Source organism: Maribacter sp. BPC-D8 (assembly GCF_035207705.1).
In the GTDB taxonomy this organism is placed as follows: domain Bacteria; phylum Bacteroidota; class Bacteroidia; order Flavobacteriales; family Flavobacteriaceae; genus Maribacter.
Genome location: NZ_CP128187.1, coordinates 3,211,340 through 3,237,786, shown reverse-complemented (window position 1 = coordinate 3,237,786; position 26,447 = coordinate 3,211,340). Strand labels below are relative to the sequence as shown.

The following is a 26,447-nucleotide window of genomic DNA, read 5'->3' as shown; positions in this document are numbered from 1 at the left end:
TTAAACTATTTTTTAGAATTTTCGAAGTTTGAGGGGAGAATCCAGTCGTGATGTTTTGTTTGATACCAAGTCTCTGACGCTAGATCAGTTTTAGAATCTATAAAGGGTACAAAAGGTTTGCGGTTGATGCTGATCTTAGAGTTTTCTAGGTATACTGAAACATCTCTATCATTTTGCTTAAAGTCTTTCTTTAGATATTGGGCAAACTGCCATGCAAAATCTGGGTAGGCAAATATTTTACGTTCTTGACCGCGAGAGACATAATCTTTTGGTTTAATGATAAACGTTTCTTTAGTGTCTTTGTCTACCACTTTAAAGGTGCCTTTTCCTTGTCTGCTACGTAACATCATGCGCCAGCTCATTCGGTGTCCCTCTTCTGTCCAAAGCACATCTCCATCAATAGCGTGATGTCGAATGGGGAGTAGTAATTGAATAATAAAGTATACAGAAAAGCCTAATAGAAGGGCATTCTTGTGTGTTGGAACAATTAGTTCTGACGCAGTATACGGATTCTTGGATTTGAAAAATATCTTGCGAATAGTTTCGGGTTCAAAAAAGAAGACACTAAAAGCAATCGATAAGTATGGAAAAATTCCAATTTGAAATATGACGGAATTGAATAAGTGAAAGAATAATGAAATAAAGAATGCCGCTTTTCTTGTTGGTTTCCAAAGTAAAGCTGGTACAATGAGTAAATCAAATAAAATACCAACAGATCCAATTATACTATGTATCCACGGTTCTTGTAAAATATCACCAACTAGCCAGTAATTCTTTTTAGAATTCATTAATACAGCTATCGTGCTGAAATCAAGCCAATCGCCGTACATTTTAGCAACTGAAGCGTAAACGTAAACTATAAACAATTGTAGCACTACTGCCCATTTTACATAGGCATACATAGAATTGCTTTCTAGTTCAGGTTTCATTTTAACATCATATGACCTACTTCTTTCCGCAGGAAAAAAGCACATGATTAATGATATTAATATAAGTAAGTAGTAATGATTGTTATAAGCCGTTTTTTGCATCAAATACGTTGCAGTCCACAGCACTGTAAATGAAATTATACTAGCCCTGTATTTGAAGCCTACGGCAATACATAACCCAAGTAGACCCATTAGGCAGAAGTAAAAATACATGCCATAACCAGGTAATGGTTGTAGAAATTCGAAATCTATGAAAGGGAAAGTGTATTCTGGTGTAATTAGGTTTCTTTTTACCCAGCCTGTAGCAATAGCTCCAAAACATTCTAAGGAGACGAGTATGCCGAAAAATATACGAAAGATGATTAACGGGCTATTATCTATGCGTTGAAATAATAACCTATTGAGCATAATTACTTTTTAATATAGTGTAGCGATTTTTCTTTGTCTTTGGCCAATTGTGCTTTTAGAGCATCAATAGATTCAAATTTATGCTCATCTCTTAAGCGAACCAAAATATTAACCTGAATTTTTTGGTCATACAAATCTTCATCAAATTCGAAAAAATTGATTTCTATCGATTTCTCTGTGCCATTTACGGTTGGGTTATAGCCAATATTCATCATGCCATAAACAACCACTCCATTTAAAATGCTGTTTACAACGTAAGCACCATTTTTAGGTATAAGCTTGTAATCTTCGGCTATAGATAGGTTTGCCGTAGGGTAGCCTAACTGTTTGCCAATGCCTTTGCCTTTTGTAATGGTACCCGTAAGCATATATTCATAGCCTAAATAGCTATTAGCGGTTTCAATATCACCATCTTCTAATGCTTTTCTGATTTTGGTAGAACTTACCGATACATCATCAATTTCTTGAGCAGGAATTTCTTCTACCGAAAAGTCATACGTGTTGCCAAAAGTGATTAAATCTGTGATATTGGCATTTCTATTTCGTCCAAATCTGTGGTCATACCCAATAATTACCTTTTTTATATGTAAGGTGTTTACAAGCATATCACGTACGAACTCAATAGCTGTAAGTCTAGAAAAATCTTTTGTGAAAGGGTGAATTATAAGAACGTCTAGACCAAGTTTTTCTAAAATATGAATCTTTTCGTCTATGGTATTCAGTAGTTTAATATTCGCATCTTTTTGTAAGACCATTCTCGGATGCGGAAAAAACGTAAGAACCGAAGATTTTAATTCGGTACTTTTGGCATGATTTATGATTTTACTAAGTATTTTAAGGTGACCTATATGTACACCATCAAAGGTGCCTATGGTAATGACCGTAGGATGTTCTTCTTTATATTTAGAAATGTTGCGGACTGTAATCACCTATGATAGAAAATAAAAAGACTTATATTTGATTTTGAGTTAAAAGCCTCTTAATGATTGCAAAATTACGCCTAGTTTTTACAATTACCATAGTATTTCTTTCCTTTTCCGGTATAGCACAAACTGCTTATTGGAAAAATACGGAATTGAATAATAAGGCTAAGCAATTCACTAAGCAACAGTTAAGAGTAAATAAAGGAACGGCTTTTACCCTTAATCAGCAACAATTTTTACAAGCACTTTCAGGTCATAAAACCTCCAATATCATTTATTTTCCAGATGAAACGGGCAAGCTAGTTCCTTTTCTAGTAGAAGATTCTCATCTTTTTTCTGAAGAATTAGCACTTAAATATCCAGCTATAAAATCATATAAGGGTATTGCCCTACACGATGCCACTACCCAAATTAGGTTTAGTGTTTCTCCAAAAGGTATTCAAAGTACAATGAGTACTTCTGGTGAAAACGGAGCGTTATTTATGCAGAAATCTGCTGACGACACTTATATATTATATCGTAGAACAGAGCAAGACGAGCGGGATATTGATTTTGTGTGTAAAACGATGCCAGAGGTTAAAGAATATTCGCAAAACCTTACGGCTAAATTGGTAGATGATCAAACACTAAGAAAATTTAGAGTCGCTATTTCAGCTTCAGGTGAATACACGGCATTTCATGGAGGAACAAAGGCTGATGCACTTGCTGCTATTAATGCAACATTAACTAGAATTAATGCTGTATTTGAACGCGATTTAGCCATAACCTTAGAATTGATTGCAAATACAGACTTAGTAATTTATACAGATGCAGAAACGGATCCTTATACAGGCAGTTTAAGCTCTCAAGTTCAAAATACATTAACATCTGTTATTGGAGAAGCTAATTATGATATTGGGCACCTTTTTAATCAACAGAATAATACCTTAGACGGTAATTCTGGTTTTATTGGCGCTGTATGTACAGATAGTAGAAAGGGTAGTGGTTACACAACATTATCTTCACCGGTCGGTGATGCTTTTGATATTGATTTAGTTGCTCATGAAATGGGGCATCAATTTGGGGCAAATCATTCTTTTTCACATATTTCAGAAGGTACAACGGTACAGGTCGAGCCAGCCAGTGGTACAACAATCATGGGGTATGCAGGTATAACAGGGGTCAATAATGTAGCCTCTAATAGTGATGATTACTTTCATTATGTAAGCATAGTTCAAATACGAGATTATTTAGAAACTGTTTCATGCGGAGTAACTGAGGCACTTGTAAATAATCCGCCTACTATTGTTCCATTAACAAATTACACTATACCTAAAGGAACTCCTTTTGTTCTTGCGGGCGAGGCGACTGATGTTGATGTGGCAAATGTGCTTAGTTTTACTTGGGAGCAAATTGATAATGGAATAGTTACTCAGGCTACATTTGGACCTGATAACCCTGCTGGGGCGAATTTTAGATCTTTGCCGCCTACGCTGATTCCTGAAAGGTATTTTCCTAGTTTAAATAGAATTTTAAGTGGAGAGCTAACTCAGACAGTACCGACTTCTGGTTCTGCTTGGGAAACCCTTTCTAATGTAGGGCGTGAAATGAATTTTTCATTGACCGTACGCGATAATGCTTTAAATGGCGGACAATCAGATTCAGATGAGATGTCAGTTTCGGTAGTCAATGAAGCCGGACCGTTTTTAATAAGTTCTCAAGCCGTAGAGGAGTCTTTTGAAGCTGGATCAGTGCAAACCATTATTTGGGATGTTGCCAATACTGATGTCTCACCCATAAATGCTGAGACTGTTTCTATCTTTTTATCTACCGATCGTGGTATAACTTTTCCTATTTTATTAGCAGAGAACACTTTGAACGATGGTAGTCAGACTATAATTATACCAAATACTGCTACTAGTACGGGACGTATAATGATTAAGGCAGATGACAATATTTTCTTTGCTGTAAATGATGCAATTTTTTCTATTACTCCTTCAGAGATCGTACTTAATTTTGAAGAGGTTGTTTTTGATATTTGTAAACCAGATGATCTAAGTGTTGATTTTACATATGAGACCAATTTAGGTTTTGATGAAGAAAGTACTTTTAGCGTACTTGATTTGCCAATAGGTCTTACAGCAACTTTTACACCTGCTGTCGCAGATGCAGACGACACTTTGGTTACAGTTGATTTAGAAGGAATTGATACGGTAGATCCTGGTATTTATCCTGTTCGGGTATTAGCTACAGCAGCTACGGTAACAAAAGAAATTACGCTGCAGTTAAGAATTTATGATGATAATTTTGAAGAGGTAATTCTAGTTTCTCCCGTCGATGGTTTTGAGAACGCGTCTACCGATGTCTTGTTAGAATGGGAAACATCTGTTGGTAATACGCAATATGATGTTGAAATTTCAGATGATGCTGCTTTTACGAATATTATTGAGTCAATCGCGGTTAATGGTGGTTCGTTTTCGCCTACGCTTTTAGATAATAATAGTACTTATTTTTGGAGGGTAAAGCCAAAAAATGATTGCGGTGAGGGCGTTTTTAGTACCCCTTTCAGCTTTTCTACAGTTCAGTTTAACTGCGCTACAAAAAACGCTATAGGTATGCCAATCGCTATATCAAGTAGTGGTACGCCAGTTATTACTTCTAAAATCGTGTTTTTTGAAGATTTGCCAGTAGCCGATATTAATGTAAGGCTAGATATCGAACATACCTTTTTAGCTGATTTGGTAATTACTTTAACATCGCCAGCAGGCACTACGGTGACATTGGCTTCTAGTTCATGCGGTGATGCACGAAATATCAACGCAACTTTTGATGATGATAGTCCGGCTTTTACTTGTTCGGTTAATCCTGGTATTAGCGGTTCGGTAAAACCTTTAGGAAGTTTGAGTTCTTTTAATGGAGAATCGATATTAGGCGAATGGATTTTAGAAATTAAAGATAATGCTCCTTCAGATGGTGGTAGTTTAAATTCTTTTATTCTTGAGGCTTGTGTAGAGGGAGATTTTAGACAAGATGCTGATAATGACGGAGTGTTTGATGATGGTGATGATTTATGTTTGGGTACACCTGCCGGTCAAGAGGTAGATGCTTCTGGTTGTGCTATATATCGTTTTCCTGTTGAGAACTTTATTATTAGCTTAGAAAGTGAAACGTGTAGAGATAATAATGATGGTTCGCTCTCTATTGTGCCAAAGCTGGCGTTAGATTACCAGGTAATAGTTTCTGGTAATGGATTAAATCTAACACAGAATTTTTCAAATGCCTTTAATTTAGCCAATCTAGAGTCTGGCACATATACTTTGTGTATGACGGGGACAGATGGTGTTATTGCGTATCAAGAGTATTGTGTTGAGGTGCAGATTACAGAACCTTCGCCACTTAATGTAACTTCTAAAATTGCGGTAGATGGCTCTCAAGTAACACTTGAAATGAAAGGGGCATCATTTTATACTATAGAACTGAACGGAGTAGCGATACAAACAGAAGAATCTACAGTAGCGCTAGATTTAGATAAAGGATTGAATACTTTAAAGGTTTTTACAGATATACCATGCCAGGGTGTTTATGAAGAGCAGATAGGTTTTTATGTACAGCCAGTTGTATATCCTAATCCTGTAAAAGATATTGTTCAAGTCTATTTAGGTGCTCAGCAAGAAGAAGTAACTGTAAGTATTTTTAGTGCCGACGGCAGATATATTTCTAGTAATTCTATGCTACCATTAAACGGAATCATAAGTTTAGATTTGAGTCCACTGTCCACAGGTATTTATTACTTAAAGTATGAGGGTAGAACAATAAATGGAACTTCTAAAGTAATTAAAGAATGATGCGCTTTCTAGTACTTATTACGTGTTTGTTTATGGCTGTTACCAGTTGTAAAAAGAAAAGTGCTGCAAACCCACCTGAAGCAGTGCTCTTGGTTTTTCCAGAAGAGAATTCTGAATGCACTACAGGTACGAGTTTAGGCGAAGAGACGAGTAGAGTTGAGTTTCGCTGGGGATCGGCAGATAATACGGAGACCTATGAATTACGTGTTACTAATATCGCCACTGGTACAGTACAGACCATTGTATCGGCATCGAATTCTGCACAATTACCTTTGGCAAAAGGCGAGCAATTTTCATGGTTTGTACGCTCTAGAAATAGTGAAGTAGAGCAAACGGTATCTAGTAAAGAATGGTATTTTTATAATTCAGGATCTAGAACCACATTTGCACCTTTTCCAGCAACTATTATAAGTCCGGCTTCTTCAGATAATGTTTTTAAAGATATTAATAACGAGGTTGAACTCTCTTGGTCTGCTTCTGATTTAGATAATGATATCGCTAGTTATGAAGTGTATTTCTCTGTAGAAACACCACCAATAACCTTAATTCGAGAATTGTCATCACCAGTAACAAGTATAAAAGTATCTGTAACATCAGATACGGTGTATTACTGGAGAGTTGTTGTTATTGATGAAGAAGGTAATAAATCAGATACTGGTGTTTTTACGTTTAAAGTTCTTTAAGAATTATTGAATTGATTCATAGTTCTAGCAATACCCGCTAGAGCAAACGAATTTATAATCTCGGTTGATTTCTTTAATCGTTCTGGCATTAGTGCTTTTTCTTCTTCGCTCCATTGCCCTAATACGTATTCTACCTGTCTGCCTTTACCGAAGTCAGCTCCAACTCCAAAACGATATCTGTTGTAAAGTATAGTCTGTAGAAACAGCTCTACATCCTTTAATCCATTATGACCTCCATTACTACCTTTAGTTTTGATTCTAATGGTGCCGAAAGGTAAATTGATGTCATCTGTTATAACTAGAATGTTACTTTGAGGTATGTTTTCTTTATCCATCCAATACTTCAAAGCCTTCCCACTTCTGTTCATATATGTAGAAGGTTTAAGGCAAATAATAGTTCTTCCTTTTACTTTGTATGACCCTATATCACCAAGCTTTACAGTTTCAAAAGTAAAGTCATTTGTGCGGGCTACTTCGTCTAGTACTTTAAAGCCAATGTTATGTCGGGTCTCTCCATATTCATCACCGATATTACCAAGGCCAACAATTAAAAATTTCTTCATGGGATCTTTCTCTTCAAGTATGATGTTCTGTTTTGTAAAAAGTGCTTTAAAAAAACTGAACATTTGTATTGTGATTTAATTGATAAAAATACAAAAGCATCCTGATACAAGTACCAGGATGCTTTATTATGAATCTTAAACTGTAAAGACTACTCTTGAGCAGCTTCTTCAGTTGCTCCTTCTTCACCTTCTTCACCTTCTTCACCTTCTTCATCCTCAACAACAGCAGTACGTGCAGTTTTAACCTGTACTACAACTTGGCTATCTGGGTGTAATATTGTGAAATCATCATTTAATAATGATGCTACATCAATGTTTTGACCGATTTTCAACTTAGAGATATCAATGTTGAAGAAATCAGGTAATTTGCTAGGTAAAGCTTTAATAGAAAGTTTACGTTTTCTGAACAATAAACGTCCACCGTTACGTTCACCTGGTGAATTTCCTTCTAATGTTACAGGAATATCCATAGTAACCATTTTATCATCGAATAATTGATAAAAATCAATATGGATGATAGCATCTGTTACAGGGTGAAACTGAATATCTTGCATGATAGCTTTAACAGAATCTCCACCATCTAATTCAATTGCAACTGTGTGCGCATTTGCAGTGTAAACCAAATCTCTGAACGCTAGTTCATTTGCTGAAAAATGTAATGGTTTATCCCCTCCGTATACTACGCAAGGAACCTTTCCAGCATTACGTAAGGCTTTGGTTGCTTTTTTGCCTACGCTTTCTCTTTCTGATCCTTTAATTGTAATTGACTTCATTATATGTATTAAAAATTAATATTCTTGTTTTGCTTCTAACTTACATTAAGAACTTAGAAGAAATAGAGTTATTGTTGTGTACTTTATCCATTACCTCGGCAAATAGATTAGCGCAACTTAATACTCTTACTTTATCACTCTTTATTTCGATCGGAATAGAATCTGTAATGATCAATTCCGTTAATTTCGATTTTTCAATTTTCTCGTATGCATCACCTGACAATAAACCATGTGTACATATTGCCCTTACACTTTTAGCACCACGTTCCATCATTAAATCAGCTGCTCTGGTCAATGTGCCTGCAGTGTCTACCATGTCATCGACAAGAACTACGTTCTTACCTTGTACATCACCAATTAACTCCATATGTGAAATTATATTGGCTTTCGCTCTTTGTTTGTAACAAACAACAACATCGCTATCTAATGCTTTAGAATATGCGTAGGCTCTTTTTGAACCACCCATATCTGGTGAAGCTATAGTAAGGTCTTTTAAGCCTAAGTTTTTTAGGTATGGTAAAAATAACGTAGATGCGAAAAGATGATCAACAGGTTTTTCAAAGAACCCTTGTATCTGATCAGCATGTAAATCCATTGTAATAATTCTAGTAGCACCTGCTGTTTCTAGCATTTTAGCAACTAATTTTGCTGCAATAGGTACTCTGGGTTTATCTTTTCTATCTTGTCTAGCCCAACCAAAGTATGGCATAACTGCTGTAATGTGACGTGCAGATGCTCTTTTTGCGGCATCTATCATTAACAACATTTCCATCAAATTTTCAGGACCAGGGTGTGTAGAACCGATAATAAAGATTCGCGTTCCGCGAATAGATTCTTCGAACGATGGCTGAAACTCCCCGTCACTGTATCGGGAAAAAGATATTTTACCTATTTCTGCACCGTAAGCCTTAGCGATTTTCTCGCCTAAGATTTTACTTTGTGTACAAGCAAATATTTTCGGTTGTGGAACTTGGTATGGCATGTCTTTCTTGTTGTTTTCCAAACAGTTGCTTCAATAAAGTATTGAGGTCTTTGTTTTTAAGGAGGTGCAAATTTAAAAATTAAATTCGGTTGCTAATGCATAAATCTTGATATTTTTGGTGTTGGAAAGAAAATAATTATTTAGTTTTGCAGTCCTGTTTTACAGGATGCCGTTTCTTAACGGTAAAATATGCTCGAGTGGCGGAACTGGTAGACGCGCTGGATTCAAAATCCAGTTCTTCGGAGTGCGGGTTCGATTCCCGCCTCGAGTACTTCTAAAATCCCTAATAATCTAATATATAGATTGTTAGGGATTTTTAATTTGAATTTACCACAAAAAATATTCTAGTTTTGATTAGCGTTATTTTTTATTTTTTTTACTTAAAGGTCTAGTGTCAATCAATTTATGATCTGCTATGAATATAATATTGTTATATCAAGTTTGAGGTTTATAGAATCAATAGAATTGTTAAAATAGTACCAGCCGTATTGTTTTAATTATTAATATTGCACTAAATGAAGAAGTTAGCTCACAAATTTGTATCTGTTTTAATGGCAGTTGTAGTTCTTTTGACTACAATGTCATTCAGTGTAGATATGCACTATTGTGGCGATATGTTGGTAGATTTTTCAATCGTTGAGCAGGTTAAGTCATGCGGAATGGAAAAAGTAGAGACTGACTGTGAGAATTTAAATATCACGCAGAAGTCTTGTTGTACAGATACACAATTAATTGTGGAAGGTGCCGATAACATGAAAGTTTCGTTTGATCAACTTTCTTTTGATCAACAGATATTTATTACTTCATTTACATATTCTTATTTAAATCTTTTTAAAGGAGTAGCTTCTAAAAAGATTTCTTTTAAGGATTACCCCCCTCCGTTTGTCAAACAAGATGTGCAAGTGCTGCACCAGACTTTTTTAATTTGATTTATTAAATAGTTCCGATCTCTATCGGAAATTGAGCCCAGCAGGTTATCTGTTTTGGGCAAGTTTTGTTGTTTTAGTTTTAAACCTCAAAACTTTTCATTCAACTATTTAATATCAATGATATATGCTAAATAAAAGCATTAAATTTCTCATAGAAAATAAATTGGTTGCTGTACTGTTACTCTCACTTTTTGTGTGTTGGGGTATAGTAAGTACTCCTTTTAATTGGAATACCGGCATTCTACCGTCTAATCCGGTTGCTGTAGATGCAATACCAGATATAGGTGAAAACCAACAAATAGTTTTTAGCAAATGGGCAGGTAGGTCTCCGCAAGATATAGAAGACCAAATCACCTATCCTTTAACAACCACCCTTTTGGGAATACCTGGTGTTAAAACTATTCGTAGTTCATCTATGTTCGGCTTTTCTAGTATTTATATCATTTTCGAGGAAGATGTTGAATTTTACTGGACTCGAAGCCGCATTCTAGAAAAAATAAATTCCTTGCCAAGTGGTTTGCTACCCGATGGTGTAAACCCCACATTAGGACCTGACGCTACAGGATTAGGGCAAATTTACTGGTATACTTTAGAAGGTCGAGATAAGGATGGTAATGTCACCGGAGGATGGGATTTACAAGAACTTAGAAGTATTCAAGATTACTATGTAAAGTATGGGTTGGCTTCTGCTGGTGGTGTTTCTGAGGTAGCGTCTATTGGCGGGTATGTTCAAGAATATCAAATAGATGTTGAGCCAGAAAAAATGCGTCAATATGGTATTGGCTTAGGCGATGTCGTTAAGGCTGTTAAGCAGTCTAATCAAGATATTGGTGTACAGACTCTAGAAATGAATCAAGCGGAATATTTGGTTCGTGGCTTAGGTTATGTAAAATCTATTTCAGATTTAGAAGATGCTGTGGTTACTTCAAAGGACTATACTTCTATACATATCAAGGATATTGCAAATGTTCATTTAGGTCCTCAAACAAGAAGAGGTCTTTTAGATAAAGAAGGTGCTGAAGTTGTAGGTGGCGTTGTGGTTGCTAGATATGGTGCCAATCCATTAGAGGTAATTAATAATGTAAAAGAACAGATTGTAGAAATTTCATCGGGTCTACCCTCAAAAGTTTTGAAAGATGGACGTACATCTCAGTTAACGATTGTCCCTTTTTATGATCGAACAGAACTTATTCAAGAAACCTTACACACGTTAAACGAAGCGCTTACGCTAGAAATTCTTATTACTATTCTTGTAATTATAGTCATGGTGTTCAATCTACGTGCATCTATACTTATTTCGGGTTTATTACCTGTAGCGGTATTGATGGTTTTTATTGCCATGAAACTGTTTAATGTAGACGCTAATATTGTCGCATTATCTGGAATTGCAATCGCCATAGGTACTATGGTAGATGTTGGGGTAATACTCGCAGAGAATATGATTCGGCATCTAGAAGATGAGAAATTGTGCTTTCAAGCAAATGGTGTAGAATATACAACCAATGAAATTATATATAACGCAACCGCCGAAGTTTCTGGGGCAATATTGACAGCTGTTCTAACTACGATCATTAGTTTTTTACCTGTATTTACAATGGTAGGTGCAGAAGGTAAACTTTTTCGTCCGCTAGCATTTACCAAAACCATGGCGTTAACGGCATCTTTGGTAATTGCACTTTTCTTAATACCACCAATCGCTGCATTTCTTTTTAGAAAGAGAAATTTAAAAGCAGCTACGACATATGTTATTAATGGATTATTAATAATTCTAGGTTGTATTGCCATTCTTTATGGCTATTGGTTGGGTTTATTGTTAATTGCTTTTGGTGCTGTGGCTTTTTTAAAGATCAGGTCTTTTATTTCATCGAAACAAGCGAATTTGATAAACATCGTACTATCAACGTTAGCGATTGTAGTCTTACTTGCAGAATATTGGAGACCCCTAGGGTTTAATCGAAGTATAATCATGAATTTGATTTTTGTTTCTATTATTTGCTTTGGTCTATTGGGTGTATTTACAGTTTTTAAAAAGTATTATGACCAAATTCTTCGTTGGGCTTTAGAGAACCGACTTCTGTTTCTAACAATACCTACGGTTGTTTTAATACTGGGCGTTCTTATTATGAGAAATACTGGGAAAGAATTTATGCCTGCTCTTAATGAAGGCTCCTTTCTTTTAATGCCTACTTCTTTACCGCATGCTGGTGTTGAAGAAAATAAGCGTGTACTACAACAACTAGATATGGCTGTTGCGAGTATTCCAGAAATAGAGACTGTGGTTGGTAAATCTGGTAGAACAGAATCTGCACTTGACCCAGCTCCTTTATCTATGTATGAAAACATGATTCAGTATAAGTCTGAATATATGAGAAATAGTAATGGAGAAAGACAACGTTACAAGGTAAACGATGACGGATTGTTTGTTCTTAAGCATGACAAGTACATCATTAACCCGAACAATGATATAGATGATGATGTAAATTATGAACCTTCAAAATTAAAAACAATAGCCACTAATAGGGATTTAATTGCTGATGACGACGGAGAATATTATCGAAACTGGCGACCAGAAATAAACAGTCCAGATGATATTTGGAATGAAATAGTTAGGGTAACCAAATTTCCAGGAGTTACATCTGCTCCAAAATTACAACCTATTGAAACTAGACTTGTAATGTTACAGACCGGTATGCGAGCTCCTATGGGTATTAAGGTTAAAGGTCCCGACTTAAAAACTATTGAAGATTTTGGATTACAATTGGAAACCATTTTAAAAGAGGTTCATGGTGTAAAAAAACAAGCTGTTTTTGCAGATCGTATCGTTGGTAAGCCATATCTGCTTATTGACATTAAAAGAAAGCAATTAGCCCGTTATGGATTAACAGTAATGGACGTTCAAGATGTTTTACAAGTAGCTGTTGGCGGTATGTCTCTTACGCAAACAGTAGAAGGTAGAGAACGTTACGGAGTAAGAGTTCGTTACCCCAGAGAATTAAGGTCGAACCCAGAAGATTTGAAAAATATATATGTTCCAATTAATAATGGAACACAAGTACCTCTGGGAGATCTTGTAGATATAAGATATGAACAAGGACCACAGGTTATTAAAAGTGAGGACACTTTCTTAATAGGTTATGTCTTGTTTGATAAATTGGATGGTTTTGCTGAAGTTAATGTCGTAGAAAGTGCACAAGCTCGAATTGAGCAAAAAATTGAAAACGGTAGTTTAATAGTTCCGCAGGGCATCAGTTATCGCTTTACCGGAACCTATGAGAATCAACTAAGGGCAGAGAAAACACTTTCAATAGTAGTGCCTATGGCCCTGTTAATTATTTTCTTGATTTTATATTTTCAGTTTAAATCGGTAGCCACATCATTAATGGTGTTTACAGGAATCTCTGTTGCCTTTGCAGGTGGTTTTATTATGATCTGGTTATATGGACAAGATTGGTTTTTTAATTTTAGTTTATTCGGAGAAAATCTACGGACACTTTTTAATATGAAGACCATTAACCTAAGTGTAGCTGTCTGGGTTGGTTTTATTGCGCTGTTTGGCATTGCTACTGACGATGGTGTAGTTATGGCCACCTATCTCACCCAAACATTTGATAGGGAAAACCCTACTGATAAAACAGGAGTTCGACTAGCAACTTTAGAAGCTGCAGGTAAACGTATTCGTCCTTGTTTAATGACTACCGTAACTACCATATTGGCACTACTGCCTGTACTAACATCTACGGGAAAGGGAAGTGATATTATGATACCGATGGCTATTCCCATATTTGGAGGAATGATCATAGATATAACCTCTTATTTCTTAGTTCCTGTTCTGTATAGCTGGAAAAAAGAGTACGAACTTAAAAAAGTGAACAAATGAAAAATTTAAGTCTAATTATAAGCTTATTCTTTCTAACTGCATTTGTTAATGCTCAAGAGTTACAATCGTTGATTGAAGAGGCTATTCAAAATAATCCGGAAGTACGGTCATTCGACATTAAATATGCTATTGCTGAAGAGAAGATTAAGGAGGCTAATTGGCTTCCAAATACAGAGTTTAGTTTAGGTTATTTCGTAAGTGAAACAGAAACTAGGGTTGGTGCCCAACGTGCAAGAATAGGGGTAAAGCAAATGTTGCCTTGGTTTGGTACGCTAAGCGCACGCGAAAATTATGCTAGCTCAATGGCTGAAGCGGAATATATTGAAGTTACAATTGCGAAAAGAAAATTGGGATTATCAGTAGCTCAATCTTACTACAATTTATATGAGTCAAGCACCAAACAACTAATTTTAGAAGAGAATATTCAACTTTTAAAAACTTATGAGCGCTTGGCTTTAACATCTGTAGAAACAGGTAAAGCATCTGCGGTTGATGTCTTACGTTTACAAATTCGCCAGAATGAATTAAAACAGCAAAAAGAGATATTGTCAGAAATATTTGAAGCAGAAAAAGTAGCTTTTAATAATTTGCTTAATAGAGATATCAATTTTGAAATTAGTTCGGTAGTTCATTTAGAATTGCCAGAAGAAAATGAAGTCTTTGATATAGATGTACTTTCCTTAAATCCAGAATTATTAAAATATAATAAACTGTATGAATCTATAGTTCAATCAGAAATGGTGAATAAGCGAGAAAGTTTACCTACAATTGGTATTGGGCTAGATTATTTGCCAGTAAGTGAGCGCGCAGATATGGTAATTGCAGATAATGGTAAAGATGTTATAATGCCTATGGTCTCCGTTTCTATTCCCCTATTTAATAGCAAATACACTTCAATCTCTAAACAGAACGAGCTTCGACAAAAAGAAATAGAGTTTCAAAAAAATCAACGGTACAATATACTAAATACTACTTTTTCTAAAGCGCTTTCTCAACGTAACCAAGCTCAAATAAAGTATAGAACCCAGTCTAAAAATTTAAAACAGGCTAGGGATGCAGAAGATATTTTAATTAAAAATTATGAAACGGGAACTATTGATTTTAATGACCTGTTGGATATACAAGAGTTACAGTTAAAATTTCAATTAAATCAAATAGAATCAATTCGATCTTTTTATACCCAACAATCAATTCTTAACTATCTAATTCAATAATAGAAATTAAAAAACTACATAAAAAATAAAAATATGAAATCAGTAAATAAAAGTATAGCTACGATTGCATTAACTACCATGATGATAGTGACAATCTCTTGTAAAGATGAGAAAAAAGGTAACGAAGTTTCCTCAGAAGAGATAGAAATGAATGATGCAAAAAAAATGTCTATGAGTGCTTCAGAAAAAGTAAAGGTAGAAACTATTCTTTCAGATTACTTTAACCTTAAAGATGCATTAGTAGATGATGATAACGATAAAGCCAAAACTTTAGGCAATACACTTGCTAAATCATTAGGTAGTCTTGATCAGTCAAAGTATTCAGAAAATAAACTAGAGAAATTAGCAGGTATTATAGCAGATGCAACGGTACAATCTAAGCATATTTCAGAAACTGATATAGTAAAACAGCGAGAGCACTTTAAAATTTTAAGTAAAGACTTAACTAATATGGTAGCGTTTACAGGAACAGAAAACACTTTATACCAACAGTTTTGCCCAATGTATGATGGTGGTAGTGCTTGGTTGAGTAAAAGCAATAATATTAAAAACCCGTATTACGGCAGTAAAATGCTTACCTGTGGGAAAGTGCAAAAGGAAATCAATTAAATAGTATTGTTGAAACGATTTGTAATTAAAAATATGATGAGTTTAAAAGATACTACAGACTAAAGTCCTGATGTAGGAAGTAGAGTTATATGTTAATGGTTAGTGTTTAACCACTTCCTTACTCAGGCTTTTATTGTAGGCGATATTTTATGGGTGAAAGCAATGATTGCATATCATTCAATTGCCATTTTAACAAGTGAACGAGCAGATATACAAGATCCTAAAGTAAAAAAAAATGGCTAACGATATTATTAAAGCTCAGAAACGTAAAATTGAAGAAATGAAGGTGTTGATTCAACACTTCGAAAACCAAAAATAGTATGAAAAAGAATATTCTTTACTTAGGTATTGCAGCGGTCTTAGGGCTACTGTGTGGTTATTTGATATTCCACAATAATTCAGATTCTATCAATGCAGAAGTGACAAATGATCATAACCATTCGGAGGTTTCAATTAATGAAATGTGGACGTGCTCAATGCATCCACAGATTATGTTGCCAGAGTTTGGTAATTGCCCTATTTGCGGGATGGATTTGATTCTTGCTGATGTTGGTGGGGAAGTTCTTGCTGTCAATGAAATAAAGATGACCGCGAATGCAATGGCATTAGCAAATATTGAAACTACCATTGTAGGAAATCTTGCAGACGGTGACAGCGATAGAATTATTTCACTTTCAGGAAAAATTGCTGTAAACAAAGAGACCAATGCTGTTCAAGCAAGCTATTTTGATGGTCGTTTAGAGCGTTTGAATGTCAACTACGAGGGACAAAAAGTAAAGCGAGGTCAATTATTAGCAACAATTTACGCACCTAACCTCGTTGCGGCGCAACAAGAGCTTCTTACTACAGCATCATTAAAAGAATCTCAACCAGCATTGTATAATGCGGTTAGAAATAAATTGAAACTTTGGAAGCTTTCAGAGAGTCAAATAAACGCTATAGAATCTTCTGGAAAAGTTCGCGATAATTTTTCCATTTACGCTACAGTTTCAGGAACAGTCTCAGAAGTAATGGCAAAAGAGGGAGACTATGTAAAGCAGGGTCAACCAATTTTAGAAGTAACCAATTTAAATTCTGTTTGGGCGGAGTTTGATGCTTACGAAAATCAAATTTCTAATTTAAAAGTTGGTCAGAAAATTAAGGTATTAAGTAATGCCTATACTAAAGAATTTGAAGCGACAATATCATTTATAGACCCTATGCTGAACAATGCAAAACGTACGGTGACAGTAAGAGCTATTCTTAAAAATACAGAAGGCTTGTTCAAGCCTGGCATGTTTGTAACGGGTAAACTTACTAGAAAAGTGGACATTAATGATGAAATGATAAGCGTTCCTGCAAGTGCTGTGATGTGGACAGGAGAAAGATCATTGGTTTATGTAAGAACAAATCCAAATGAGCCAGTTTTTGAAATGCGAGAAGTAACTATTGGTAACCGAAACGGTGAAAATTTTACGATTTCAAAAGGTTTGCAAAATGGAGAGGAGATTGTTACTAATGGTACGTTTACCATGGATGCTGCAGCACAGCTACAGGGTAAAAAATCTATGATGAATAAAACGGGAGGCAAGATAATGACTGGTCATGAACATCATATGGGCTTAGAGTCAACAAATGATGAAATGGAATCATCTTATAGTATGAAGATGGAATTGCCAGAAACTTTTCAAAATAATTTTTCAAAATCATTAAATGAATATTTGAAAATGAAAGATGCCTTTGTGGCGGGTAATACAACACAAGTTGCATCATTAGCAAAAGTGGCAAGTTCCAAATTCAAGACATTATTAGTAAAAGACTTAGGAGAAATGGAGAAAGCGCATTTACAAAAAAGTATAGAAATGTTTAATGCTATTGGCAATAGTGTAGACATAGGCGAACAAAGAAATTACCTAGTGATTTTGAATGAGAATGTTGTTGCTATTGCAATGAATCTTCAATCGTCTTCAGAACCGATATATGTTCAAGAATGCCCAATGGCTAATGAAAATAAAGGTGCTAGATGGCTAAGTATGGAAAAAGAAATTAGGAATCCATATTATGACAGTGGTATGTTGACTTGTGGTAGTGTTGTAAGTGTAATTGAGTAATCTTTCAAAAAAATAAAATTAGAATCGCTAATGCGATAGCATACTAGTAGATGAAAAAAATAATTAAAGAATTTATTGGAGCATTTTTGGTTAAGTTACAACCCGAAAAAGTGGAAACATTAATAAAAAAAGGTATAAGCTTTAATGTCAAAAATGAACTTAGTTTAAGTGAACGTTTCATGCGTTCGGCACTTTTGAAAAATGCTGAAAAAAATCAAGATTTCAACATGTTGGCAGAGTATCATGAAAATTTTTGGAAAGAAACAGGTAGAAAATATTTTTCTGAGAAAGAGAATGTATTAAAAGATTTTTTTCTTCCCAATTGTTTACCTGTATTTGAGAAGCTTCATGATATATTAAAAGATACTCATAAAGAGTTTCATACCATGGTTGAAATTGGCACAGGAAATGGGGATGTTTTGGATTACTTGAGCTCTAAATTTCCACAGATTGAAAGATTTGTTGGAATTGACTTAAGCGTTGAGCAAATTAATTTCAATCAAAAACTGTATGATGAAAACATTAAAATTGAATTTGTAGCGGCAGATGGATTTGAATGGATTAAAGAAAATGGAACCAATAACATGATAATCTTTACCTCAGGTGGTGTCCTTGAATATTTTTCAGAACAACGATTACAGAAATTCTTTTCTTATTTAAACGAATTAGGATTTTCCATCTTTATTGCTATTGAGCCCATTGGAGCAAATATTGATTTCACAAAGAATCCAAATTCTCAACCTTATGGTGTGGAGCGATCATTTTCTCATGATTATTTACGACTTTTTAAAAATGCGGGTTTTAGTTTATGGCACGAGTCTAAGGCGCCAGGTAAAATTCATGAAGATCATTTTGGAATTTTCGGAGTAATGAATACTTGAGCGTTATTGTTTAAAATAACATGGAGGTTGGTGCTTAATATATAATGATAGTTCAAATAACTATAATGTGTTGTGAAAAACAATGATAAAACTATCTTAGCAAGTAATTCTTTGATCAAGCGATTAACTCATAATAATAGGTAACAAGTACCAAACTAGAATTAGAAATTTACTGATGATTACAAAAATGATTAATTTTTTAAAAAAGTACGAAATATGGGTGTTTTTAGCACTCGCGCCTTTACTTAATTTTGTTATTACTTATTTGAAAAGTAAGGGGGTTATAGAATTTTTTCCATATACAAACGGTCGCTTTTACGCACTAATGTTCTTATTGCTTTTTATTGTAAAAATTACAAAAGGTAATGAAGGTATAAAGAATTTGTTTAGACCTATGCTAGTTTGGAAAGTGCACCCAAAGTGGTATCTATTTAGCTTACTATTCGCATTTACCATAGGTTTAATGACATTGGTAATTGTAGCTTTTTATAATGGAGACATGTCCATTCTAGATTTCGAAATTTATATACCTAGCTTAAAATTCACTTTGTTTCTTTTGTCTTGGGCATTTCTAGGTGAAGTGGTATGGATAGGTTATGCATTTCGTGAACTTTCGAAAATCACTAAACCATTTTACGCAACTCAGGTTATCGGCTTTGTATGGTCTTTATGGTGGTTACCTTCCGTTTTTATTAATGTCGGAGTAATAGAAGATTTGCCAGTATGGCCATTATTTTTAAATATGATGGGAGCTGCTGGTATGTGCGCTATTGTATACTCAAAAACTAAAAGTGGAATATGTGTGTTGGTAATACAATCGATGTTAAATATGTCTCTTGTTTTGTTGCCGATTTCACCAGATGCGGGTGACTATACTTATACTGTATTTGCAGTTCTTTATTTTGTGGTCATGTTGATTTTCATGTATTTTATGCCGCCGAAGTTAAATTTTGAATCGTCGAATAAATTAAATAAGGCTTAAAAAATAAATTACCTGCCTATATATTATCTAGACAGGTAATTTATCAGCTTTTGTATTTTGCTTCTTTTTTAATTTATCATTAGCCTTTAATTGCTTCATAATACTCTCAGCTAAAAACTTCGCTAAGTTAACGGGTACTGCGTTACCGATCATTTTATAGCCGGCCGCTACTTTTTTGTAGTGAAAGGTAAAATCATTGGGAAAAGTCTGTATTCTAGCACATTCTCGTACGCTTAACCTTCTGTATAAATCTTCTTTACCTGGTACAAATACGCGAACATCCTTTTCAATAAGCTTCATCTTTGGTGCCTGCGGATGTATAGGCGCATGTCTGCCACCTGCTTGTATGGTGAATGATTGTTCGTCCCAATTACGAACACGATTTCTAGACATGTACATGGTTGAAAAACCACCGATCATATACTCGTGATTGGGAATAGTACACTTTTTGCCGTTCGTATTATTGAATTCTAGCGCAGGTATTGCCGCATCCTTTAAGTCTGAAATGGCTGTTTCAAGAGTGATTTTAGGGAAAGTCTCAGTCGGGAATTCATATTTAAAATTCAAGTCTTTTCTAATGCCTATAAAGAAAACTCTCTTTCTGTCTTGTGGCACATTGTAGTCAGATGCATTTAGCATTTGAAAAGAAAGGTCATAACCTGTACCAGCGTTTTTTAAAAGATTCTTAATACCATCAAGTGCTGTACTGTGTTTGCCAATAAGCATTCCGCTTACGTTTTCTGCTAAAAAGAATTTGGGCTGCTTTGCTTCCAGTATTCTAATAAAATCATAGAATAGCTGTCCTCTTTTATCTTGAATACCTCTAGCTGCACCAGCGGCGCTCCAACTTTGACATGGTGGTCCGCCAATGATTCCGTCACAATCGGGTACATCATCCGCAGGTATATCAACAATACTTCTTTTGTCGAATGTAGTATTGGGGTGATTCTTTTCATAAGTCTCCCAAATATCTTTATCATATTCGTTTGCCCAAATCACATTAAAACCAGCTTGTTCAAAACCAAGATCTAGTCCGCCTGCTCCAGCAAAAAAGGATACTATATTCATTTTTTTACGCTATTCTATATTATTTAAATTCTCTGAAAGTTTTTAGAAAACACATCACATGAAGGCAAAAATACATTTTAGAATTTCAAATTGCTTTTAAATCAATCATCTATTTTACTCGATAATTGAGATTTAAATGCTCAGATGCGTACGTCTAAATATTAATTATGTCTTCAAGTTAATACCTCGTTGGCTTGCCCCGAAGTTAATTACTTGTATGGTTTCCTTCTTACGTTTAATACTGGCGACATTTTTTTCAAAAGCCTTTATGGTACTTTCATCTTTAATGACAAGATGCATACCTACTTCGCAATGTATTCCGCTATAGCTTAAATCTGGCATATTCGTAAATTGAGTGATATTCACGTTGTCTAGATAAATAAATTGAGTGGGAGTGAAATTATAAGAACAGTAAATTAGCATATTATCAATGAGTATGAATTTTGAATGAATGTGCTCATTTACAAAGTACTCAATATTCTCAGAACGCTTGACCTGACTGTAGAATTGCTGAAAACTATTTGTGTTCGCAGGTCTTCTAAATTTCATCTCTTTAAATTTCTCTGCATCTTCGGTTAAAGGTGCAAAAGTCTGTGATAAAAAAGTGACTTCTATCCCTTTGTTCGCCATGGTAATTACATCGCCTAATATACCTTTTCGAATTTCACTTTTATTGATAGTAGCATGATGCTTAGCATTGAATTTGTAATTAAACGCTGCCAAATGCTGGGCGCAAACTATAATTCTTTCTTTTGCTGCTACTATATATTCTGATAATGTTTTTTCTAGAATATTGGCAGAATTGTCATAAAATGGTGCAGTAATAAATGCCGAATTTGAAAACTTATATTCAAGTTTCTTACATGTATTACATGTGGTGTTTAAAGACGTTTTGTAATCTTTAATAGCAACTGAATTACTGATCAAATTCTTGTAAAACGCTTTTATGTTTCCCTCATAATTTGGTTCGTCTTCTATACAAATCATAGATTCGTTTTTTACCAAATCTCGTACTGCTAAATTTGACGAACTCATTAAAGCTATATAGCCACTTTTCTTTTTAATGTAAGCCGATTTAATATGTAAAGAATAGGGTAGAGAGCCTCTTGAGAATTTTTTTACGCGGGCACTGCGTACATATAAATGAGGGAACATATATAAATTAAAGTTTTCGTGCGATGTTGATCTGTACATCTCCCCATAAATTTTTCTTGCTAAATTATACTTGGTCACACTTTTGTCTGACTTTTCTCCTGTTGCAAGATTTTCTAGAAATTTAGGTTTGTTATTATCATAGCCTTCTAAGGGTATTGTAATAACATTTACGATAATGCCATCTGCTGCTACCTGTTTCAAATAGTCATGCAAATGTTGGTTGTTGTACAAATACCAAGAAATATTGATTTCTTCAATATCACCTCTTTGCCCCTCAATAGTTTCTATAAACTTTTTAAGCAATAGTGGTGAGCCGCCTTGCTCATAAAAATCAAATCGATTCTTATAATTATCAGGTTCATCAAAGAAAGTTTTAAATGGCATTTATGCTAATAATGGTTAAGCTACCTAATCGTGTTTGTTTTAGGTTGTGCTTTAAAGATAGGCATCTGTTTCTTTTAATGCTCATGTTTTGAACAATTGAGGTGGGTGTAAGTAAATTATCAAATCATTTTTTACAGTAGAAAAAGGGACTGATAAATAGTTCATAAAATAAAATGGGCGCATCAATTTTAGTACTACTTTCGGCCTTTATTTTTTAAAGGGTAATGCATTGATTGTTAGTGGTAAAAAAGACTATATATCAAAATTATAAATGGATCAATATATTTTTTATTTAGGTTTTATTGTAGCAGCATATGCTGTGATCGCTAATGATGTTATACAGACCTTAGGTACGTTTATGACATCTAACGCAAATGTGAAATGGTGGCTTTTATGGGGTTTTGCAGGCTCTATTTTAACGGTTACTTTGGTTTATGGCTGGTATATTAATGGTGGTGATGTTTCTTATGGTAGGTTGTCGAATATTCCGCTACCTGATCCAATGCCATGGTGGTATTTATTAGCACCGATCTCTTTAATGGTAATTACCCGGTTCGGTATACCTGCGAGTACTACGTTTATGATTTTAAGTGTTTTTTCATCGAGTCAATTGATAGAAAAAATGATTCTTAAATCGGTATTCGGATATGCACTAGCCTTCGTTGCCGCATTTGTGTTGTATCTGTTTTTGACGAAAAAGTTTGAATCTCCGGCTTCTATTCGATTAATGGATAAGAAAAAGCAGCGTCCTTATTGGATCGTTGCGCAATGGTTTTCAACAGGTTTTCTTTGGTCGCAGTGGTTAATACAAGATTTTGCCAATATTTTTGTATTTCTGCCGAGGCAATTATCACTTTACGAATTAGTATTTTCCTTAGCGCTCATTTTGCTTATTATGGCATATATATTTAATTCGAAAGGAGGCAAGATTCAAGGTATAGTCAATCAAAAATCGAATACGCAACATATTCGTTCGGCAACTATAATAGATGCTTGTTATGCGTTGTTATTGTTCTTTTTTACATCAGTGAACACCATACCTATGAGTACCACGTGGGCGTTTATTGGAATTTTGGCGGGTAGAGAAATTGCTATAAGCTACCGCCTAAAGAAAGGTGAATTGAAGAAAACCTATAAAATGTTGGTCAATGATTTTGCCAAAGTAAATATGGGTCTTTTCGTGAGTATTCTAATTGCTTATCTAATTCAGTTTATGAAAGGATAAATTACTTTACACTAATCAATACCGCCTCGCAACTTTTTAGGTCGGAGTTCAAAACAATATTTTCAGATTTTTCACCATCAGATATTTCTACCGAAACCGTATTTGGTGGCGAATCGCCTAAATTATGGGCGTAAAGGAATAAATCATTAGATTTTGTCGGGTCAAGTTTAATCTTGAATTCCTTTTTCCAATAGGTTAAGTAGTACTTTTTAATTACTTGAACGCCGTTCAGATAAATAGATACAATATCGCCATCTTGTCTGCCGTGATCCCATATTTTTATAACAATATCTTCAGAGCTGAACTCGAATTCTTTGGTGTATGAAATTTTTCTACCATCGAAGCTATCTCTAACTTCAGGTTTGCTTTCAGTTGTAGGTTCAGGCTTGTTTTCGGCTTGGGCGATTGCAGTTCGCTTAGGTGCTATTTTCTCTTTTGCTTTTTTCTTTGCTTTCGACCTAGACTTCTTATTTTTCGGGGTTACTGTGTTGGCATTTGCCAATTGCTGTTTTTTCTTTCTTTCGTCAGATGCTACGTTTATAATCGAAAAGAACGGAGTTGCCTTTTTAGCAATATTGAATTTGTCATCGGGGAATAATTCTATGGCAACTACTTGGTATCTATTGCCAGAGCCAATGTTTTTTGCCAATTCTATTCCGTCTTCAAAACCATCATTCTTAAAAGAACCAAGCTCTTGCACTACCATTTCATTACGTACTAGAAAAAAACGAATGGACTTGCTAGTATCTATTTTTACGGTATTCCACTGCAAAGCAATTTTGTCGGGAATATTCCAGACAGTACTTTCGTTTGGGGAAACGATATTTATGGTAGCAATATCTTGCGCAAAACTAATAGTAGATACTAGCAATAGGGCAGATAAAAATATAAAATGAATTTGGCGCATGTGTACTGTATTATCTTAAAGATAGTATTAAACGATTCTTGTTTAAGACCTCTATAATCTACAAGATATATGACACTAAACGAAAATTTATGCCATTTTAATATAATAGCAAGAGCCTTTTAATTCATTTAGGTCATATTAATTTTTTTTCAAGAGCTGTTTTACTAATTATATAATACTTAGGGCTATTATTTTTTAATGTTAAAAAATGGAAATAATCCTAATAAATGGAAATATTCCATAATTTAGCTATCCCGATTTTTCAGAGGGATAGTTATGAGCAAGACAATACTTCATATAGATTTAGATACTTTTTATGTATCAGTAGAACGACTCAATAATCGTGAGTTGCAGAATAAGCCTTTATTGGTAGGCGGTACGGGAGACCGTGGCGTGGTAGCGGCATGTAGTTATGAAACCCGCGGATTCGGAGTGCATTCGGGTATGCCCATGAAAATGGCGCGCGAACTGTGTCCCGATGCTGTTGTAATTCGAGGTAATGCGGGTGACTATAGTAAGCACTCAGATGTGGTGACGGAAATTATAAAAGAGTACGTACCGGTATTCGAAAAATCGAGTATCGATGAGTTCTATGCAGATCTTACCGGCATGGATCGCTTTTTTGGCTGCTACCAGTATGCTTCTCAAATGCGAAAGAAGATTATTCGAGAAACGGGACTCCCCATTTCCTTCGGATTATCAGCGAATAAAGTGGTGTCTAAAGTAGCCACGAACGAGGCGAAACCAAACAATCAGTTGAAGATAGATGAGGGATTGGAGAAACCTTTTTTAGCACCATTATCGATTAAAAAAATACCGATGGTGGGTGATAAAACCTATCAGACCTTACGGAATCTTGGTTTACGACAAGTGCGTAGCGTGCAAGAGATGCCTATGGAGGTCATGCAGCGGGTTTTGGGCGCTAATGGCGGAGTAATATGGAAACGTGCCAATGGGATAGATAATACACCTGTGATTCCGTTTTGCGAACGAAAATCTATCTCTACCGAACGAACTTTTAATAAAGATACGATTGATGTAAATAGACTACGTGGTATTCTCATTGCTATGACCGAAAACCTGGCATATCAATTACGACGTGGAGATAAGCTAACTGCTTGTATTTCAGTAAAGATTCGATATTCAGATTTTAATACCTACTCAAAGCAAATGCGGATTCCTTATACTAGCGGAGACCATATTCTAATACCTAAAATTCTAGACCTGTTCAAGACCTTATATAACCGTAGGTTATTAGTGAGGCTAATTGGTATACGTTTTAGTCATTTGGTATCTGGTAATTATCAAATCAACCTTTTTGATGATACCGAAGAAATTCTAAGCCTCTATAATGCAATGGATAATATTAGAAAACGCTACGGAGAAAAAAGTGTATTACGAGCATCGGGCATGGGAGCAAAAACAATTGGTAGAATGCATAACCCTTTCAACGGATTACCACCTGTTGTGTTGGCGCATAGGAAGATGTAATCCCCCTAGCCCCCGAAGGGGGAATGAAATGTTGTTGGTTGTTCGTTGTTGGTTGTTGGTTGATGGTTGTCAGTTGTTGGTTGTTTGTTAAGGATGAAAAACGCTTAGGGTATAAACGTCTTCACGAGGAGGCAAGACGAAGTGATCTGTTGAATCGGGGTAACAATGATAATCCTTAGTACTCATTTTCGGCAGATTGCTTCGGTGAAAAAACCTCGCAAAGACGAGATCCGTTCACTGAGGGTAGCGGAAGTGAATTACTGAGTTAGAAAAGAGAATATAGAAAATAGAGAAGAGAGAAAAACGCATCGCGCCGAGCGCCACACGCGAAGCGCAAAAAAAATAGCGTATAGCGCGTAGCGTCAAGCGAACAGCGTACTGTGCAAAAAAAAACGAACAACCGACAACCATCAACTGACAACCAACAACGAACAACCAAAAAGAGGAGGCAAGACGAAGTGATCTGTTGAATCGGGGTAACAATGATAATCCTTAGTACTCATTTTCGGCAGATTGCTTCGGTGAAAAAACCTCGCAAAGACGAGATCCG

At 35.2% G+C, this 26,447-nt stretch carries 19 protein-coding genes, 1 tRNA gene and 1 pseudogene; 13 read left to right on the top strand and 8 right to left on the bottom strand.

Annotated features, from left to right (window positions below; genetic code table 11):
- Window positions 1–5 precede the first annotated feature (5 nt).
- Both QSV08_RS14210 and QSV08_RS14205 read right to left on the bottom strand, forming a co-directional pair.
- Window positions 6–1,337 (bottom strand): HTTM domain-containing protein, encoded by a 1,332-nt coding sequence (locus tag QSV08_RS14210; protein ID WP_324024179.1) that lies wholly within the window; start codon window positions 1,335–1,337, stop codon window positions 6–8.
- 2 nt (window positions 1,338–1,339) lie between these two features.
- Entirely contained in the window at window positions 1,340–2,266 is a 927-nt protein-coding gene (locus tag QSV08_RS14205; protein WP_324024177.1) for a bifunctional riboflavin kinase/FAD synthetase, read from the bottom strand.
- A gap of 53 nt (window positions 2,267–2,319) precedes the next feature.
- Here QSV08_RS14205 and QSV08_RS14200 point away from each other — a divergent pair, with 53 nt between their 5' ends.
- Both QSV08_RS14200 and QSV08_RS14195 read left to right on the top strand, forming a co-directional pair.
- Window positions 2,320–6,084, top strand: a complete 3,765-nt coding sequence (locus tag QSV08_RS14200; protein WP_324024175.1) for a reprolysin-like metallopeptidase — start codon at window positions 2,320–2,322, stop codon at window positions 6,082–6,084.
- A complete protein-coding gene (locus QSV08_RS14195; RefSeq protein WP_324024173.1) occupies window positions 6,081–6,767 on the top strand; it encodes a hypothetical protein in 687 nt (228 codons plus the stop codon). The genes QSV08_RS14200 and QSV08_RS14195 overlap by 4 nt, the downstream gene beginning before the upstream one ends.
- Here QSV08_RS14195 and pth read toward each other — a convergent pair.
- From pth to QSV08_RS14180, 3 genes are all read right to left on the bottom strand, one after another.
- Complete coding sequence (gene pth / locus QSV08_RS14190) at window positions 6,764–7,393, bottom strand: aminoacyl-tRNA hydrolase (protein WP_324024171.1); 630 nt, start codon at window positions 7,391–7,393, stop codon at window positions 6,764–6,766. The two genes, QSV08_RS14195 and pth, sit on opposite strands and share 4 nt — an antisense overlap.
- Window positions 7,394–7,479: 86 nt before the next feature.
- Window positions 7,480–8,103, bottom strand: a complete 624-nt coding sequence (locus QSV08_RS14185) for a 50S ribosomal protein L25/general stress protein Ctc (RefSeq protein WP_324024169.1) — start codon at window positions 8,101–8,103, stop codon at window positions 7,480–7,482.
- Window positions 8,104–8,143: 40 nt separating this feature from the next.
- Window positions 8,144–9,085, bottom strand: coding sequence for a ribose-phosphate pyrophosphokinase (locus tag QSV08_RS14180; protein WP_324028377.1), 942 nt, complete (start codon window positions 9,083–9,085; stop codon window positions 8,144–8,146).
- Between the two features lie 191 nt (window positions 9,086–9,276).
- Here QSV08_RS14180 and QSV08_RS14175 point away from each other — a divergent pair.
- The 9 genes and pseudogenes from QSV08_RS14175 (at window position 9,277) to QSV08_RS14135 (ending at window position 19,667) form a co-directional block, all read left to right on the top strand.
- Window positions 9,277–9,356: transfer RNA gene (locus tag QSV08_RS14175), tRNA-Leu, on the top strand.
- A gap of 244 nt (window positions 9,357–9,600) precedes the next feature.
- Entirely contained in the window at window positions 9,601–10,014 is a 414-nt protein-coding gene (locus tag QSV08_RS14170) for an HYC_CC_PP family protein (RefSeq protein WP_324024168.1), read from the top strand.
- A gap of 124 nt (window positions 10,015–10,138) precedes the next feature.
- Entirely contained in the window at window positions 10,139–13,891 is a 3,753-nt protein-coding gene (locus tag QSV08_RS14165) for an efflux RND transporter permease subunit (RefSeq protein WP_324024166.1), read from the top strand.
- Window positions 13,888–15,105 carry a TolC family protein gene (locus tag QSV08_RS14160; RefSeq protein WP_324024165.1) on the top strand — a complete coding sequence of 406 codons (1,218 nt, stop codon included), beginning with the start codon at window positions 13,888–13,890 and terminating at the stop codon, window positions 15,103–15,105. The genes QSV08_RS14165 and QSV08_RS14160 overlap by 4 nt, the downstream gene beginning before the upstream one ends.
- A gap of 33 nt (window positions 15,106–15,138) precedes the next feature.
- Window positions 15,139–15,714, top strand: a complete 576-nt coding sequence (locus tag QSV08_RS14155) for a DUF3347 domain-containing protein (RefSeq protein WP_324024163.1) — start codon at window positions 15,139–15,141, stop codon at window positions 15,712–15,714.
- A gap of 123 nt (window positions 15,715–15,837) precedes the next feature.
- Window positions 15,838–16,033: pseudogene (locus QSV08_RS14150) on the top strand (DUF305 domain-containing protein); the annotation flags it as partial.
- Between the two features lies 1 nt (window position 16,034).
- Window positions 16,035–17,804 (top strand): efflux RND transporter periplasmic adaptor subunit, encoded by a 1,770-nt coding sequence (locus QSV08_RS14145; RefSeq protein WP_324024162.1) that lies wholly within the window; start codon window positions 16,035–16,037, stop codon window positions 17,802–17,804.
- Between the two features lie 50 nt (window positions 17,805–17,854).
- A complete protein-coding gene (locus QSV08_RS14140) occupies window positions 17,855–18,685 on the top strand; it encodes a class I SAM-dependent methyltransferase (RefSeq protein ID WP_324024160.1) in 831 nt (276 codons plus the stop codon).
- Between the two features lie 187 nt (window positions 18,686–18,872).
- Window positions 18,873–19,667 carry a type II CAAX prenyl endopeptidase Rce1 family protein gene (locus QSV08_RS14135; protein WP_324024158.1) on the top strand — a complete coding sequence of 265 codons (795 nt, stop codon included), beginning with the start codon at window positions 18,873–18,875 and terminating at the stop codon, window positions 19,665–19,667.
- Between the two features lie 27 nt (window positions 19,668–19,694).
- Here QSV08_RS14135 and QSV08_RS14130 read toward each other — a convergent pair whose 3' ends face one another.
- Together QSV08_RS14130 and QSV08_RS14125 are read right to left on the bottom strand one after the other, a co-directional pair.
- Window positions 19,695–20,735, bottom strand: coding sequence for a DNA cytosine methyltransferase (locus tag QSV08_RS14130; protein ID WP_324024156.1), 1,041 nt, complete (start codon window positions 20,733–20,735; stop codon window positions 19,695–19,697).
- A 165-nt stretch (window positions 20,736–20,900) separates the two neighbouring features.
- Window positions 20,901–22,274, bottom strand: coding sequence for a hypothetical protein (locus QSV08_RS14125; protein WP_324024154.1), 1,374 nt, complete (start codon window positions 22,272–22,274; stop codon window positions 20,901–20,903).
- 271 nt (window positions 22,275–22,545) lie between these two features.
- Between QSV08_RS14125 and QSV08_RS14120 the strand changes: the two genes are divergently transcribed.
- The gene (locus QSV08_RS14120; RefSeq protein WP_324024152.1) at window positions 22,546–23,499 is read left to right on the top strand and encodes a hypothetical protein; all 954 of its coding nucleotides are present in this window, start codon (window positions 22,546–22,548) and stop codon (window positions 23,497–23,499) included.
- A 1-nt stretch (window position 23,500) separates the two neighbouring features.
- Here QSV08_RS14120 and QSV08_RS14115 read toward each other — a convergent pair whose 3' ends face one another.
- A complete protein-coding gene (locus QSV08_RS14115) occupies window positions 23,501–24,406 on the bottom strand; it encodes a hypothetical protein (protein ID WP_324024150.1) in 906 nt (301 codons plus the stop codon).
- A gap of 276 nt (window positions 24,407–24,682) precedes the next feature.
- Between QSV08_RS14115 and dinB the strand changes: the two genes are divergently transcribed.
- The gene (gene dinB / locus QSV08_RS14110; RefSeq protein WP_324024148.1) at window positions 24,683–25,897 is read left to right on the top strand and encodes a DNA polymerase IV; all 1,215 of its coding nucleotides are present in this window, start codon (window positions 24,683–24,685) and stop codon (window positions 25,895–25,897) included.
- Window positions 25,898–26,447: the final 550 nt, after the last annotated feature.